The sequence below is a fragment of the Pseudomonas sp. NBRC 111130 genome (genome assembly GCF_001320485.1).
GTDB lineage: Bacteria > Pseudomonadota > Gammaproteobacteria > Pseudomonadales > Pseudomonadaceae > Aquipseudomonas > Aquipseudomonas vlassakiae.
This window is the reverse complement of the sequence record NZ_BCBG01000026.1, coordinates 25,811-41,523: the sequence shown is the minus strand read 5'-3', so window position 1 is coordinate 41,523 and position 15,713 is coordinate 25,811. Positions and strand designations below refer to the sequence as shown.

10 protein-coding genes are annotated in these 15,713 nt (G+C 63.8%); 3 read left to right on the top strand and 7 right to left on the bottom strand.

All coding sequences use genetic code 11. The annotated features are described in order from the left end of the window. Positions 1-64: 64 nt before the first annotated feature. Entirely contained in the window at positions 65-1,372 is a 1,308-nt protein-coding gene (locus APH33_RS13850; protein ID WP_054885691.1) for an FAD-binding oxidoreductase, read from the bottom strand. A gap of 30 nt (positions 1,373-1,402) precedes the next feature. Beyond that, the gene (locus APH33_RS13845; protein WP_054885730.1) at positions 1,403-2,767 is read right to left on the bottom strand and encodes a glutamine synthetase family protein; all 1,365 of its coding nucleotides are present in this window, start codon (positions 2,765-2,767) and stop codon (positions 1,403-1,405) included. Between the two features lie 569 nt (positions 2,768-3,336). Between APH33_RS13845 and hrpA the strand changes: the two genes are divergently transcribed. Continuing rightward, positions 3,337-7,242 carry an ATP-dependent RNA helicase HrpA gene (gene hrpA, locus APH33_RS13840; protein WP_054885690.1) on the top strand — a complete coding sequence of 1,302 codons (3,906 nt, stop codon included), beginning with the start codon at positions 3,337-3,339 and terminating at the stop codon, positions 7,240-7,242. Between the two features lie 208 nt (positions 7,243-7,450). Continuing rightward, on the top strand, positions 7,451-8,572 hold the full coding sequence (locus tag APH33_RS13835) for a beta-ketoacyl-ACP synthase III (RefSeq protein WP_054885689.1): 1,122 nt from the start codon (positions 7,451-7,453) through the stop codon (positions 8,570-8,572). A 141-nt stretch (positions 8,573-8,713) separates the two neighbouring features. Here the strand turns inward: APH33_RS13835 and APH33_RS13830 are convergent, their stop codons facing one another. Then, on the bottom strand, positions 8,714-9,958 hold the full coding sequence (locus APH33_RS13830) for a putative porin (protein WP_054885688.1): 1,245 nt from the start codon (positions 9,956-9,958) through the stop codon (positions 8,714-8,716). A gap of 261 nt (positions 9,959-10,219) precedes the next feature. On the opposite strand from APH33_RS13830, the gene APH33_RS13825 reads away from it, so the two are divergent. After that, a complete protein-coding gene (locus APH33_RS13825; RefSeq protein WP_054885729.1) occupies positions 10,220-11,347 on the top strand; it encodes a GNAT family N-acetyltransferase in 1,128 nt (375 codons plus the stop codon). Positions 11,348-11,470: 123 nt separating this feature from the next. Here APH33_RS13825 and APH33_RS13820 read toward each other — a convergent pair whose 3' ends face one another. The 4 genes from APH33_RS13820 to APH33_RS13805 form a co-directional block, all read right to left on the bottom strand. Then, positions 11,471-13,303, bottom strand: a complete 1,833-nt coding sequence (locus APH33_RS13820) for an ABC transporter ATP-binding protein (protein ID WP_054885687.1) — start codon at positions 13,301-13,303, stop codon at positions 11,471-11,473. A 62-nt stretch (positions 13,304-13,365) separates the two neighbouring features. Beyond that, positions 13,366-13,923 (bottom strand): peptidylprolyl isomerase, encoded by a 558-nt coding sequence (locus tag APH33_RS13815; RefSeq protein WP_054885686.1) that lies wholly within the window; start codon positions 13,921-13,923, stop codon positions 13,366-13,368. Then, positions 13,917-14,729 (bottom strand): alpha/beta fold hydrolase, encoded by an 813-nt coding sequence (locus APH33_RS13810; RefSeq protein ID WP_054885685.1) that lies wholly within the window; start codon positions 14,727-14,729, stop codon positions 13,917-13,919. The genes APH33_RS13815 and APH33_RS13810 overlap by 7 nt, the downstream gene beginning before the upstream one ends. A 13-nt stretch (positions 14,730-14,742) precedes the next feature. Next, positions 14,743-15,666 (bottom strand): LysR family transcriptional regulator, encoded by a 924-nt coding sequence (locus APH33_RS13805; RefSeq protein ID WP_027918709.1) that lies wholly within the window; start codon positions 15,664-15,666, stop codon positions 14,743-14,745. Positions 15,667-15,713: the final 47 nt, after the last annotated feature.

The window sequence follows — 15,713 nt, the reverse complement described above, 5'->3', positions numbered from 1 at the left end:
CACAACTTTCCAGGCTCGTGCAGTACCTGTGGGAGCGGGCGAACCCGCGAAGAGAGCAGCGAAATCAGCGCAGTTTTTCCAGCATCTGGTAGTACCACATCCCCGCCGCCAGCAGCGGGTTGCCCAGCAAGTCCCCCATCGGCACTCGCACGTGCTTGCACTGCGCGAAGGTGTCGAACTTCTCCAGCGTTCCGGTCAGTGCCTCAGCCATGATCTCGCCCATGATGTGGCTGGTGGCGATGCCGTGCCCGGAATAGCCCTGGCAGTACCATACGTTGTCCGACAGCTTGCCCAGTTGCGGGATGCGGTTGACCACGATGCCCATCGCACAGCTCCACTTGAACTCGATCGGCACACCCTTGAGCGCCGGGAAGGTGCGCTCGATGCACGGGCGCAGTTCGCCTTCGATATCGCGCGAATCCTTGCCTGAGTAGTTGGCTCCGCCACCGAACAGCAGGCGCTTGTCGGCCGTCAGGCGGTAGTAGTCGAGCACGAAGCGGCAGTCGTACACCGCCAGGTCCTGCGGGTTGATCTGCTCGGCCAGTTCACCTAGCGGGGCGGTGGTGACGATACCGCCCATGGCCGGGAAGATCTTGCCCTTGAGCTGGCGCTTTTCCAGCCGGTGGTAAACGTCGCCGGCCAGCATCACCTGGCGTGCTTCGACCCGACCGTGGGCGGTGACGACCGCTGGGCGTGGCCCGTGGACGATGTCCAGGACTTCGGAGTTTTCGAAGATCAGCGCGCCCAGGCCGTGGGCCGCGCGCGCCTCGCCCAGGCACAGGTTGAGCGGGTGCAGGTGCAGGTTGCGCAGGTTCTTCAGCGCGCCCAGGTACAGCGGGCTCTGCAGGTGCCGGGCGACACCGTCGCGGTCGAGCAGTTGCACCTGGTCGCCCATGCCGCGGCGTTCGGCTTCGGCCTGGAAGTTGCGCAGCTCCTCCATGTGCGAAGGTTTCATCGCCGCATGCAGATGGCCGCGCTTGAGGTCGCAGTCGATGCCATAACGCTCGACCCGCTGCTCGATGACCTGGTGCCCGCGCCAGCGCAGGTGCCAGATGAAATCATCGACTTCGGCGCCCAGGTGGTTGCGCATCTGTGTTCGCATGGCCTCGTCACCGGACAGGCTGCCGGTGACCTGGCCGCCGTTGCGACCGCTGGCCCCCCAGCCAATCCGGTTGGTCTCGACGATCGCCACCTTCAGGCCGCGCTCGGCCAGCTCCACCGCAGTGGCCACGCCCGTGAAACCACCACCGATGATCGCCACGTCGACCTGCACCGTGCCCTTGAGTTGCGGGTACTCGGTGTGGTCGTTCAGCGAGGCGCTGTAATAGGACGGTGCACGCTGGGCTGGGCCAGTGTTCAATACTGCGTTCATGGGTGTTCCTTGTTCTGAATGGGGTAGGGCTCAGGCCTGGTGCAGGTACCAGCGCCAGTCCTGTTCGCTGACTTCGGCCATGAACTGGCGGTACTCGGCGCGCTTGACCTTCAGGTAGACGCCGAGGAACGCCTCGCCGAGCGCTTCCCGTGCCCAGTGCGAATGCTCCAGCGCATCGAGGGCTGTCAGCCAGTCGGTGGGCAGGTGCTCGGTGGCCTGGGCATAGCCGTTGCCTTCGACCGGCGCGCCCGGGTCAAGCTGCTCGCGGATGCCACGATGGCTGGCAGCCAGAATCGCCGCGGCAGCCAGGTAAGGGTTGGCATCGGCGCCACAGATGCGATGCTCGACATGCCGGCTGTTGGCCGGTCCGCCGGGGACACGCAGGCTGACCGTGCGGTTGTCGACACCCCAGGTCGGTGCCAGCGGGGCGTAGCTGTTGGCCTGGAAACGACGGAACGAGTTGGCGTTGGGGCAGAACAGCAACAGCGAGTCACGCAAGTGGTGGAGCATGCCGGCCACTGCCTGGCGCAGCAGTGGGGTACCGGCTTTGTCATCGCTGGCGAACAGGTTGTTGCCGGCGCTGTCTGCCAGGCTCATGTGCATGTGCATGCCGGTGCCGGCCAGTTGCGCGAAGGGTTTGGCCATGAAGCAGGCCTGCATGCCGTGGGCATGGGCCACGCCCTTGACCAGGCGCTTGTAGCGCACGGCCTGGTCCATTGCCTCCAGGGCGTCGCCATGTTCCAGGGTGATTTCCACCTGGCCGGGGGCGTATTCCGAAATCGCCGTGCGCGCCGGAATGCCCTGGGCCTTGCAGGCGGCATAAAGGTCGGCGAGGAAGGGTTCGATCTGTTCCAGTTCACGCAGGCCGTAGACCTGGGTAGTGCGCGGCCGGCCACCGTCGTTGTCCAGTGCCGGTTGCGGGCGGCCTTGGGCATCGCGCTGCTGGTCGAGCAGGTAGAACTCCAGCTCGCAGGCCATTACCGGGTGGTAACCGTCAGCCTTGAGCGCTTCGATGGTACGCAGCAATACATGGCGCGGGTCGGCGACACTGGCGGGCAGGCCTTCGCTCGGGTGCATGCTGACCTGCACGGCGGCAGTCGGCACGCGGCGCCAAGGCAGGCGCACCAGGCTGCCTTGCAACGGGTAGGCGCGGCAGTCGATGTCACCGACATCCCAGACCAGGCCGGAGTTTTCCACGTCATCGCCATTGAGGGTCAGGCCGAGGATGGTGCTGGGGAGCGGGCGGCCGCTCTGGTAGACCGCCAGCAGTTCCTCGCGGTGCAGCAGCTTGCCGCGTGGCACACCGTTGGCGTCGAGGATGAACAGTTCGAACAGTTCGATATCTGGGTTTTCGGCCAGGAAACGGCTGGCGTGCTCTACAGGTGCAAAGTGCATGATGGATTCGCTCACAGGCGCATGGGACCCGCGCGCAGGCGCGGTCCAGCGGAGACAAACGGCCGCACGGCGGCCGGGTTTGGTCACACAGGCGTGAGCGAAGCATCCGGTGGGCGCGCATGGCGGCAATGCCACAGGGCCCAGAAGGCGAGAATGATGTGGACCAGCGGATTTTCACCGGCGCGGGACCGGGCCTTCGCTAGCGAAGGGCGGGACGACGGTGGGGCGATGGTCTGGACGGGAGTCATGCCTTTGATACTCACATGCGGCGTAAGGTTGATTAAAGCAGTGAATGGCAACGTTCACATCGTCGATCACTAAACATTCCGCCGTTGTGCAATCCCCTGTAGGAGCGGCCTTGTGTCGCGAAAGGGTCGCGGAGCGACCCCAGCTATCTCTGCTTTTTCTTCAAAATCTGGGGCCGCTTCGCGACCCTTTCGCGACACAAGGCCGCTCCTACAGGACGGCGCCAGCCTGGACAGCAAAGAAGGCCCAAATCTGCGACAATCGCGCATCCTTCGAATGCCGATCATGAAAAAGCAGGCCCACCTGCATCACTAAAAAGCCCCATGACTGACCAAGCCATCGACAAACTGCTGCAAAACCTCGACCACGCCATGATCGCCGAGCGCCACCGCCTGCGCCGGCAACTGCATGAGCTGCGCAAGCGCCCCGACGAGGCCAAGCTGGCGCAGTGGGTGGAAAAGGTCCAGGCCTCCTGTGCCCAGGTCACTGCCCGGCAGAACAGCGTGCCGCAGATCCGCTACGACGACAGCCTGCCGATTGCCGCCAAGCGTGACGAGATCAAGAAAGCCCTGGCCGAAAACCAGGTGCTGGTGATCGCCGGCGAAACCGGTTCGGGAAAGACCACCCAGTTGCCGAAGATCTGCCTGGAACTGGGCCGCGGCAGCCATGGCCTGATCGCCCACACCCAGCCGCGGCGAATTGCAGCGCGCAGCGTCGCCGCGCGGGTTGCCGAAGAACTCGGCACGCCATTGGGCGGGCTGGTCGGCTACCAGGTGCGCTTCGAAGACCAGAGTGATGCCAACACCTTGGTCAAGCTGATGACCGACGGCATCCTCCTGGCCGAAACCCAGCACGACCGCTTCCTCGAACGCTACGACACGATCATTGTCGACGAAGCCCACGAGCGCAGCCTGAACATCGATTTCCTGCTTGGCTACCTGAAGACCCTGCTACATCGCCGTCCGGACCTGAAGCTGATCATCACCTCGGCGACCATTGACCTGGAGCGCTTTTCCAAGCACTTCGACAATGCGCCGATCATCGAGGTGTCGGGCCGTACTTTCCCGGTGGAAACCTGGTACCGCCCGCTGACCAGCGAGCAGGACGAGGAAGGCAATCAGGTCGAGGACGACCTGACCGTCGACCAGGCGATTCTCGCGTCCCTCGACGAGATCGCGCAGCACGAGCGCAGCGTGGGCAAAGGCCCCGGCGATGTGCTGGTGTTCCTCCCGGGCGAGCGGGAAATTCGCGATGCCGCAGAGATCCTGCGCAAGGCGCAACTGCGCCACACCGAAATCCTGCCGCTGTATGCGCGCCTGTCGCCGGCCGAGCAGCAGCGCATCTTCCAGTCGCACACCGGGCGCCGCGTGGTGCTCGCCACCAACGTCGCGGAAACCTCGCTGACCGTGCCCGGTATCCGTTACGTGATCGATACCGGTACCGCGCGCATCAGCCGCTACAGCTACCGCGCCAAGGTCCAGCGCCTGCCGATCGAGGCCGTGTCCCAGGCCAGCGCCAATCAGCGCAAGGGCCGCTGCGGCCGGGTCGAGCCGGGCATCTGCATCCGGCTGTACAGCGAAGAAGATTTCAACAGCCGCCCGGCCTTCACTGACCCCGAGATCCTGCGCACCAACCTGGCGGCGGTGATCCTGCAGATGCTGCACCTGCGCCTGGGCGCCATCGACGCTTTCCCGTTCATCGAGCCGCCCGATGGCAAGGCCATCAGCGATGGCTTCAACCTGTTGCAGGAGCTGTCGGCGGTCAACCGGGAGAACCAGCTGACGCCGATCGGCCGGCAGCTGGCACGCCTGCCGATCGACCCGCGGCTGGGCCGTATGTTGCTCGAGGGTGCCCGCCAGGGCAGCCTGCAGGAAGTGTTGATCGTCACCAGCGCACTCTCGGTGCAGGACCCACGCGAGCGCCCGCCGGAGCGCCAGCAGGCCGCCGACCAGGCCCATGCCCAGTGGAAGGACGCCGATACCGACTTCGCCGCGCTGGTCAACCTGTGGCGCGGTTTCGAAGAGCAGCGCCAGGCGCTGACGGCCAGCCCGCTGCGCAACTGGTGCCGCAAGAACTTCCTGAATTACCTGCGCCTGCGTGAGTGGCGCGATGCCCATCGCCAGCTGTCGCTGATCTGCCGCGAGTTGCAACTGACGGTCAACAAAGAGCCGTCCGACTACCAGAAGGTGCACAAGGCAATCCTCAGTGGCCTGCTCAGCCAGATCGGCCAGAAGACCGAAGAGGGCGATTACCAGGGCGCCCGCCAGCGGCGCTTCTGGGTGCATCCGTCTTCTGGCATCGGTCGCAAGCGCCCGCAGTGGGTGATGGCCGCCGAACTGGTGGAAACCACCAAGCTGTATGCGCGCATGGTCGCCAAGATCGAGCCTGACTGGATCGAGCCGCTGGCAACCCACCTGATCAAGAAGAATCACTTCGAGCCGCACTGGGAAAAGAAGCGTGGGCAAGTGGTGGCCTATGAGCAGATCACCCTGTACGGCTTGATCCTGGTGGGCCGGCGCCCGGTGCATTTTGGCCCGATCGACCCAGTCACCTCGCGTGAGCTGTTCATTCGCGAGGGCCTGGTGGGTGGTGAAATCCAGTCGAAGGCCAAATGCCTGGCCGCCAACAAGCGCCTGCTCGAAGAGCTCGACGAACTGGAGGCCAAGGCCCGGCGGCGTGACATTCTCGCCGATGAGGAAACCCTGTACGCCTTCTACGAAGCACGTCTACCGGCGGAGATCCATCAGACCGCGACCTTCGATGCCTGGTACCGCATGACCAGCCAGAAGGACCCGAACCTGCTGATCATGCGCGAGGAAGACGTGTTGGCCCGCGAGGCCAGCGAGGTCACCGCCGCGCAGTACCCAGACAACCTGCAAGTGGGTGAACTGCGCCTGCCGCTGGCCTACCACTTCGAGCCGGGCCACCCGCGTGACGGCGTGACCGTCAGGGTGCCGGCGCCGCTGTTGCCGAACCTGCCGGGCGAGCGCCTGGAGTGGCTGGTGCCGGGCTTGCTGGAGGCCAAGTGCGTAGCCCTGGTGCGCAACTTGCCCAAGGCGCTGCGCAAGAACTTCGTGCCGGTGCCGGACTTCGTCAAGGCCTCGCTGGCGCGCATGAGCTTTGGCCAGGGCGCGTTGCCCCAGGCGCTGGGCCAGGAGTTGCTGCGCATGACCGGCGCGCGGGTTTCCGATGAGGCCTGGGCCGAGTCGGTCAACCTGGTCGAAGGGCACCTGCGCATGAACATCGAAGTGGTTGATGGCCAAGGCAAGTTCCTTGGCGAAGGCCGTGACCTGGCCGAACTGACCGCGCGCTTTGCCGCCGCCAGCCAGGCCGCGTTGGCCGTGCCGCGTACCGAGAAGAGCGAGCAGCCGGTGCAGGCCAGGGCCTTCAGCGAGGTCAAGCAGACCGCCCAGCAGAAGATCGCCGGCCTGTCGATGACCGTGTACCCGGCGCTGGTGGAAGAAAACGGCACTGTGCGTGAGGGCCGTTTCTCGACCCAGGCCGAAGCCGAGTTCCAGCACCGTCGGGCCTTGCAGCGCCTGTTGCTGCAGCAGTTGGCAGAACCTGCCAAGTTCCTGCGCGGCAAGCTGCCGGGGCTGACCGAGCTGGGCCTGCTGTATCGTGAACTGGGCCGGATCGAAGCGCTGGTGGAGGACATTCTGTTGGCAAGCCTGGACAGCTGCATCCTCGACGGTGAAGCCACGTTACCGCGTGACGGGGCAGCCCTGGCCGGGCTGGCCGAGCGCAAGCGCGGCAGCTGGGCCGAGCATGCCGAACGGCTCGCCCGCCAGACGCTGGAAGTGCTGAAGCTGTGGCACGGTTTGCAAAAGCGCTTCAAGGGTAAGATCGACCTGAGCCAGGCCGTGGCGCTGAACGATATCAAGCAGCAACTGGCCAACCTGGTGTATCCGGGCTTCGTGCGCGAGACCCCGGCAGCCTGGTTCAAGGAATTGCCGCGCTACCTCAAGGCGGTGGAATTGCGCCTGGAGAAGCTGGGCGCCCAAGTGCAGAAGGACCGCGTGTGGAGCGGCGAGCTGGGCAACTTGTGGGCGCAGTACAAGGCGCGGGCCGACAAGCATGCACAGGAAGGCAAGCGTGATGAGCAACTGACCTTGTACCGCTGGTGGCTGGAGGAGTATCGGGTGTCGCTGTTTGCCCAGCAGCTGGGCACCAAAGTGCCGATTTCCGACAAGAGATTGAGCAAGCAGTGGGGCCAGGTGGAAGGCTAACTGCCTGGATTTGTGGCACACTTGATCGAATTTGGGGCCGCTTTGCGGCCCATCGCGGATCAATCCGCTCCTACACCGTTCTGTGGGAGCGGATCTATCCGCGATCGAGGGCGCAGCCCTCGCCGTGAAATTGGTACTAAAGTGCCATTGTTCTGTCATATTCCCAGCCAGCGCCCCGTGGCGATGGCCTTTGAGCAGAGGACCGATCGTGCATAACGTCGTGATCAGCGGCACCGGCCTGTATACCCCGGCCCAGAGCATTTCCAACGAAGAACTGGTGGCCTCCTTCAATACCTGGTCGCAGCAGTACAACCAGGACAACGCCGCCGCCATCGAGCGTGGCGAAATCGAAGCAGCCCCCCTGTCCGACGCCGCCTTCATTGAAAAGGCCTCGGGCATCAAGAGCCGTTTCGTCATGGACAAGGCCGGCATCCTCGATCCGCAACGCATGAAACCGCGCCTGCCAGAGCGCTCAAATGATGAGCTGTCGATCCTCTGCGAAATGGGCGTGGCCGCTGCACGCCAAGCCCTGGAGCGCGCGGGTCGTACCCCGGCGGATGTCGATGGCGTGATCGTCGCCTGCTCCAACCTGCAGCGCCCATACCCTGCCATCGCCATCGAAGTGCAACAGGCGCTGGGCGTCGACGGCTTCGCCTTCGACATGAACGTGGCCTGCTCGTCGGCCACCTTCGGCATCCAGACCGCTGCCAACAGCGTGCAACTGGGCCAGGCGCGGGCACTGCTGGTGGTCAGCCCGGAAATCTGCACCGGCCACTTGAACTTCCGCGACCGCGATAGCCACTTCATCTTTGGTGATGCCGCCACGGCGGTGCTGGTCGAGCGTGCCGACCAGGCCACTTCGGCGCACCAGTTCGACATCGTTGGCACCAAGCTGCAAACGTCGTTCTCCAACAACATCCGCAACAACTTCGGCTTCCTCAACCGCGCAGCGGAAGAGGGGATCGGTGCGCCGGACAAACTGTTCGTGCAGGAAGGCCGCAAGGTGTTCCGCGAAGTCTGCCCGATGGTCGCCGAGCTGATCGGCAAGCACCTGGGCGAAAACGACCTGCAACCGTCCGACGTCAAGCGCTTCTGGCTGCACCAGGCCAACCTGAGCATGAACCATCTGATCGTCAAGAAACTGCTGGGGCGTGAGGTGAGCGAGGAAGAGGCACCGGTGATTCTCGACCGCTATGCCAACACCAGTTCGGCGGGGTCGGTGATTGCCTTCCACCTGTACCAGGATGATCTGGCCAAGGGGTCCCTTGGCGTACTGAGCTCGTTCGGTGCGGGCTATTCGATTGGTAGTGTGATTCTGCGCAAGCGCTGAGTCATTTTGGAGACTGTGCCGGCCTCTTCACGGGTTTACCCGCGAAGGGGCCGGATGCATTTCTGGCAGGCAAAAAAAGGCGGGAAACGCCGGATGGGGTCGGCATTTCCCGCCTCAGAGTGAAGCAGAGGAGTCTGCAGCTTAGAACTTGGCTTCCAGGTCCACCTGCAGGGTGTCTACGTCGGCGTCGCTGTTCGGCAGGTTGGAGTAGTCGGTCTTGGCCATCATGTAGGCCGCACCGACGCCGAAGTTCTTGTCGATTTCATAACCGACCTTGAACTTGTGACCACGGGAACCGGTGAAGCCGTTACCGAAGTCGGAGTCGGTGAACAGGCTGACTACGCCGTTACGCTGGACGTCGCGGTAGTTGTAGTCCAGGCTCCAGGCGCCGATCTTGGACTTCAGGCCAGCCAGCCAGGCAGTGTCCTTGCCATCGGTGCTTTCGGTGTTCTTCACGTACTGGCCGTAAGCCGACAGCGGGATGGCGAAGCCGGTGAAATCGAGCTGGCCGAAGCCTTCCACGAGCTGGAACTCGTTGGTGGTGTTGCCCAGCGAGGCCAGGGCTGCCGAGGCCTTGTCGTTGTCGTAGCCATAGATACTGGCACCGACAGTGACCTTGACGGCGTCAGCCGCGTTGAACTTGGTCCCCAGCTGGGCAGCGTACAGCTGTGCGTCGTGCTTGTACTGCACGCCGTCGCCGTCGACGTTGTCCTTCAGGTTGTAGTGGCCGATGCTGCCGAAGACTTCGGCCGGGCCGGCGTTGGTCTTGTAAGTGACGGCCACGCCTTCCGGGTTGATATCGCTGTCCCAGATGATGTCGCCCATGCTCACCCACGGCTGCATCATCTTGCCGCCGATCAGGTGCAGGTTAGGGACGGCAGTCGGGTGCCAGTCGAGGTAGGCCAGGTCGACCCACAGCGATTTCTTCTCGAAGTAGTTGTCCAGGCTCTGGTTGGTCGAGCGGGCATCGGCGCTGCTGCCGGTGGCCACGCGCACACCGGCGTCGACCTGCGGGTTGATCTCGCTGTAGAAGCCGACGCGGGCACGGACGCGTTCACGGTCCTGGTTGCCACTGCGGGCGATCGGGTTGTCGACGTTGACGTCTTCGTAACGCAGGCGTACATCACCTTTGATCTGGGTCTTGGCGGCCCATGCCACTTTTTGTTCGAAAGAGCTCATACGGTCGGACTGAGCTTTCTGGTCGGCCTTTTCCTTGGTTTCTTGTGCCAGGTCGCCCTGCAGTTCGTTGTACTGCGCCTGGTTGATCGAGCCATTGGCGCGGAGCATTTCGAGCAGCTTGGCGTCGACGGCCGCACTGGCCGGAGTACTCAGAGCCAGCATCATGCCGGTGAGGCTCACTCCGGTAAGTGTAGAAACAAGACGCATAAGGTTCTCCCTACTTGAAAGATTCGGGGAGGCTCAGCGCCCACCCCCATGTTGGCATGTCTTCGGAAAGGGCCTGACTAGACAGGTTCTAGGGTTCCGGAAAACAGGCGCAAGTATTGCGGGGGCGAATGACAGAATAATGTCCAATTAGTGGCACTGCTGTTAAGTAATTGAGAATGAAAGGCGAAACGGGCCGATGCTGATTTGAGCGATGGGCCTCTGTTGGCTGATACTGATGGCCTTGCACAGCGAGTCGAAAACGTGACCAGTCTCTACAGCCTTGCCCACCTGCGTGACCTGCCAGCGGCGACCTGGGATGCTTTGGTACCCCCTGGCCAACCGTTCCTGCGCCATGCCTTTCTCAGCGCCATGGAAGACAGCGGCAGCGTTGCCCGCAGCACCGGTTGGGCCGCCGAGCACCTGGTGCTGGAGCGTGACGGGCAGGTGCGTGCACTGCTGCCGGCCTATCGCAAATGGCATTCGTATGGTGAGTACGTGTTCGACCACGGTTGGGCCGATGCCTGCGAGCGTGCCGGCATCGCCTACTACCCCAAATTGCTCGGTGCCGTACCGTTCAGCCCGGTCAGCGGCCCGCGGCTGCTGGCGGCCGACGCTGCCGATGGCCTGCTGATGCTGCAGGCATTGCCGCAATATCTGGGCAAAGGCGGGTTGTCGGGGGCGCACATCAATTTCACCGACCCACAGCTGGATGCGCAGATGGCGGACCTGCCGGGCTGGATGGAGCGCCTCGGCTGCCAGTTTCACTGGCGCAATCACGGGTACCGCGATTTCCAGGATTTTCTCGACAGCCTCAGCTCACGCAAGCGCAAGCAGATGCGCAAGGAACGTGAGCAGGTGGCGGGGCAGGGCATCGATTTTCGCTGGTATCGCGGCGACGAGCTGGACGAGGCGCAGTGGGACTTTGTGTTCCTGTGCTATGCCAATACCTATGCGGTGCGCGGGCGTTCGCCCTATCTGACCCGGGCGTTCTTCAGCCTGCTGGCTGAACGCATGCCCGAGGCGGTAAGGGTGGTGATGGCGCGCCAGGGCGGGCGTGATGTGGCCATGGCCTTGAGCCTGGTCGGCGGCGACAGCCTGTTCGGCCGTTACTGGGGCTGCCTCGATGAGTTCGACCGGCTGCATTTCGAGACCTGCTTCTACCAGGGCATGGACTTTGCGATTGCCGAAGGGTTGCAGCGCTTTGATGCCGGGGCGCAGGGTGAGCACAAGCTGATTCGAGGGTTCGAGCCGGTGCTGACGCGTTCGTGGCATTACCTGCTGCACCCGGGGTTGCGGCGGGCGGTGGAGGATTTTCTGCAGCAAGAGCGGGAAGGGGTAAGGGGGTACGCCGAGGACGCCAGGGCGATGCTGCCATTTCGTAAGGATTGAGAATTCTGCCGCCTGCGCTGGCCTCTTCGCGGGCACGCCCGCTCCCACAGGATCACCACAGCTCTCAAAATCTGTGCAGTACCTGTGGCAGCGGGCGTGCCCGCGAAGAGGCCGGAACAGGACTCAGTCGACCCCGACAAAGCCCCCGGTCTGGTGATGCCACAAGCGGGCATACAACCCCCGCTGTTCCAGCAGTTCACTGTGGCTGCCACTCTCGACGATGCGCCCTTTGTCCAGCACCACCAGGCGGTCCATCCGGGCGATGGTCGACAGCCGGTGAGCGATGGCGATCACCGTCTTGCCTTGCATCAGCGTCTCCAGGCTTTCCTGGATGGCCGCCTCGACCTCCGAGTCCAGCGCCGAAGTGGCTTCGTCCATGATCAGGATCGGTGCATTCTTCAGCAGTACCCGGGCAATCGCGATGCGCTGGCGCTGGCCACCTGACAGTTTCACGCCACGCTCACCGACATGGGCATCGAAGCCAGTGCGGCCCTGGGCATCCGACAACTGCGGAATGAACTCGTCGGCCCGCGCCCGGCGCACGGCTTCGTGCAGCGCCGCTTCACTGGCGCCGGGGCGGCCATACAGCAGGTTGTCACGGATCGAACGGTGCAGCAGCGAGGTGTCCTGGGTGATCATGCCGATCTGGGCACGCAGGCTGGCCTGGCTGACCTCGGCGATGTCCTGGCCGTCGATGAGGATGCGCCCGCCCTGTACGTCGTACAGGCGAAGAAGCAGGTTGACCAAGGTCGACTTGCCGGCGCCGGACGGGCCGATCAGGCCGATCTTCTCGCCGGGGCGGATGTCCAGGTTGAGCCCTTCGATCACATTGGCTGCCTTGCCGTAGTGGAAGTCGACGTCGTCGAAGCGCACCGCGCCGCGGTTGACCTTGAGTGGCGGCGCCTGGGGCTTGTCGGTCACCGTGACCGGCTGGGCGATGGTCTGCAGGCCATCCTGGACCATGCCGATGTTCTCGAAGATGCCGTTGACCACCCACATGATCCAGCCCGACATGTTGACGATGCGGATCACCAGGCCCGTCGCCAGGGCGATGGCACCCACGGTGATCAGCGACTGGCTCCACAGCCACAGGGCCAGGCCGGTGGTGGTGACGACCAGCAAGCCATTGAGGGTGGTGATGACCACGTCCATGCTGGTGACCACGCGCGCCGCCAACTGGGTTTTTTCAGTCTGTTCACGGATCGCTTCGCGCGCGTATTGCTGTTCGTAGTCGGTGTGGGCGAACAGCTTGAGGGTGGCGATGTTGGTGTAGCCATCGACGATGCGCCCCATCAGCTTGGAACGTGCATCGGAAGAGATCACCGAGCGCTCTTTCACCCGCGGCACGAAGTAGTACAGCGCGGCGATGTAACCGACGATCCATACCAGCAGCGGCAGCATCAGGCGCCAGTCGGCCTCGGCGAACAGCACCAGCGAGGTCACCGCGTAGATCAGCACATGCCATAGGGCATCCACGGCTTGCACGGCCGAGTCGCGCAGCGAGTTGCCGGTCTGCATGATGCGTTGGGCAATGCGCCCGGCAAAGTCGCTCTGGAAGAAGTTCAGGCTCTGCTTGAGCACATAGGTGTGGTTCTGCCAGCGGATCAGGCTGGTCATGCCCGGGTTGATGGTCTGGTGCACCAGCAGGTCGTGCAAGCCGAAGAAAACCGGCCGCAGCAGCAGGATCACCACCAGCATCCAGATCAGCTCGCCGCTGTGCTCGCTGAAGAAGTTGGCGTTGGGCGTGCCCTGGGCCAGGTCGATGATGCGGCTCAGGTAGCTGAACATCGCCACCTCGATCAGCGAGGCGAACAGGCCCACCACCAGCAGGGCGAGAAAGCTCGGCCAGACCTGGCGCAGGTAGTACAGGTAAAACGGCCAGACCTTGCCGGGCGGCGAGTCGCTGGGCGCGTCGCGGAAGATATCGATCAGTTGCTCGAAACGGCGGTACAGCATGGGTGACAAGACTCCTGTGCTACCCGACCCCGGAAGGTTTCACGTCCCTGTGAAACCTGTGGTCAGTCGATGCGTTTGGCGGACTTGATGAACACCGGGTCGGTCGGCACGTCGCGCATGCCTTTCTTCACGGTCGTTGGCGAGTTGACGATCTGGTCGACCACCTCCATGCCCTTGGTCACTTTGCCGAACACGGCGTAACCGGCGTCGCGGCCCGGGTTGAGGAAGTCGTTGTCGGCCACGTTGATGAAGAACTGGCTGGTGGCCGAGTTCGGGTTGGACGTGCGCGCCATGGCCAGGGTGCCGCGCGTGTTCTGCAGGCCGTTGCCGGCCTCGTTCTTGATCGGGTCCTTGGTGTCTTTCTGCACCATCTGCTCGGTAAAACCGCCGCCCTGGACCATGAAGCCCGGAATCACGCGGTGGAAGATGGTGTTGTTGTAGAAGCCGCTGTCTACGTACTGCAGGAAGTTCTTGGTACTGATCGGTGCCTTCTCGGCGTTGAGCTCGATTTCAACCTGGCCGAAGCTGGTGTCCAGCAGTACGTGCGGGGTCTTGTCGGAAGCCATGACGCTGGTGGCGAAGGCGACCGAGCAGGCGGTGAGCAGGAGTTTTTTCAGCATGGGCTCAATGATCCTTGAGAGGTGGAAGCGGCTGCGAGGAACTGCAGCAGGGTCTGGTTGAAGACCTCGGGTTGATCGAGGGGTGTAGCGTGCCGGGAATCGTCGATGACCACCAGCCTGGCGTGGGGCATCAGGGCGACGTAGCGCTCCTTGAGGTGTATCGGGGTGTAATCGTGGTCGGCGGCAATCACCAGCGTGGGACAGTGGATCTGCCCGATGCGTTCCTGCACGCCCCAGTCGACGATGGCGTCGAAGCTCTTGAGGTAGGCACGCTTGTCGTTGCGTGCCCAGCGTTCGGCCATCTTCTTGCGCAGTTCGGCCTGCTCCGGCTTGGGGAACAGGCGTGCGGCCAGGCCTTGGCCGACCGTCTCGACACTGAGGATGCGCGCCAGGCCCCAGCGCTTGAGCCACCACAGCCAGTCGCTGCGAGTGCGGCGCTTGACTTCGGGGGCACTGTTGACGATGCACAGGCTGCGCAGCCATTGCGGGTGATCCACGGCGAACTGGAACCCGACCATGCCACCCATGGACAGCCCGACGAAGTGCACCGGGCCAGTCTGCAGGTGCTCGAGCAGTGCCAGCAGGTCTGCGCTGAAGGTGGCGATCTGGTAACCGTCGCGTGGCTTGTCGGAGCGGCCGTGGCCGCGGATGTCCATGAGGATCACCCGGTAGCGGCGGCTCAGCTCGGGCACCTGCAGTTCCCAGTCCTGGCTGCTGGAGCCCAGGCCGTGCAGGAGCACCAAGGGCTCGCCCTGGCCATATTCCTGATAATGCAGCGAGCATCCTTCATGTTCGAAATAGGCCATGGGCGCGGTCCTCTCAGGCTTGTGGGGGGGCTGCGAAGGGCACGTCCAGCGGCGCAGTGTCGAAGTTACGCAGCAGGTCGATGAGAATCTGCGTGGCCGGGCCCAGGGTCTTCTCTTTGCTCGAATAAAGGTAGAACAGTGGGTGGCGGCTGCCACCCTGATCGAGCGGCAGCGGCTTCAGCACGCCGTCGTGCAGTTCACGCTCGATCATGTGCCGCGGCAACCAGGCAAAGCCCAGGCCGCTGCCGACGAATGTGGCGGCAGTGCCCAGGCTGCCGACTGTCCAGCGCTGCTCGGCGCCGAGCCAGCCAACGTCGCGCGGCTGGGCGCGACCGGAGTCGCGGATCACCACCTGCAACTGGCTTTCCAGATCCTGGAAGGTGATCTCCCGGCCCAGGCGATGCAGGCTGTGTTCGGGGTGGGCGACGGCGACGAACTCCACCGAACTGAGTTCAGTGCCCAGGTAGCCGCCAATGCTGTAGCTGCTGATGGCAAGGTCGGCGATGCCTTCGTGCATGACTTCCTCGACGCCGGACAGCACTTCTTCACGCAGGCGCACCCGGCAACCACGGCTTTGCGGCATGAACGCTGCCAGGGCGCGCACCAGGCGGGCGCTGGGGTAGGCGGCATCGACCACCAGGCGCACTTCGGCTTCCCAGCCTTGCTCCATGTGGTGCGCCAGGTCTTCCAGCTGGCTGGCCTGCTTGACCAGGTGCCGCGAACGGCGCAGCAGTACGTTGCCGGCCTCGGTCAGTACCGCCTTGCGGCCATCGATGCGCAGCAGCGGCACACCCAGTTGCTCCTGCATGCGCGCCACGGTGTAGCTGACCGACGACTGCGAGCGGTGCAGGGCTTCGGCGGCCTGGGCAAAACCGCCATGGTCGACCACTGCCTGCAAGGTCCGCCACTGATCCAGGGTCACGCGCGGCGCTTTCATGTTTGGCTCCTGTTGTCCTAAGCTGCGCTCTTTCAAGGAGAGCGCCC

Coding starts and splice junctions, on each gene's coding strand:
- APH33_RS13815 (WP_054885686.1), bottom strand. CDS start 13,923: ATGCTGAAAAAACTCCTGCTCACCGCCTGCTCGGTCGCCTTCGCCACC.
- APH33_RS13850 (WP_054885691.1), bottom strand. CDS start 1,372: ATGAACGCAGTATTGAACACTGGCCCAGCCCAGCGTGCACCGTCCTAT.
- APH33_RS13845 (WP_054885730.1), bottom strand. CDS start 2,767: ATGCACTTTGCACCTGTAGAGCACGCCAGCCGTTTCCTGGCCGAAAAC.
- APH33_RS13820 (WP_054885687.1), bottom strand. CDS start 13,303: ATGCTGTACCGCCGTTTCGAGCAACTGATCGATATCTTCCGCGACGCG.
- APH33_RS13805 (WP_027918709.1), bottom strand. CDS start 15,666: ATGAAAGCGCCGCGCGTGACCCTGGATCAGTGGCGGACCTTGCAGGCA.
- hrpA (WP_054885690.1), top strand. CDS start 3,337: ATGACTGACCAAGCCATCGACAAACTGCTGCAAAACCTCGACCACGCC.
- APH33_RS13810 (WP_054885685.1), bottom strand. CDS start 14,729: ATGGCCTATTTCGAACATGAAGGATGCTCGCTGCATTATCAGGAATAT.
- APH33_RS13830 (WP_054885688.1), bottom strand. CDS start 9,958: ATGCGTCTTGTTTCTACACTTACCGGAGTGAGCCTCACCGGCATGATG.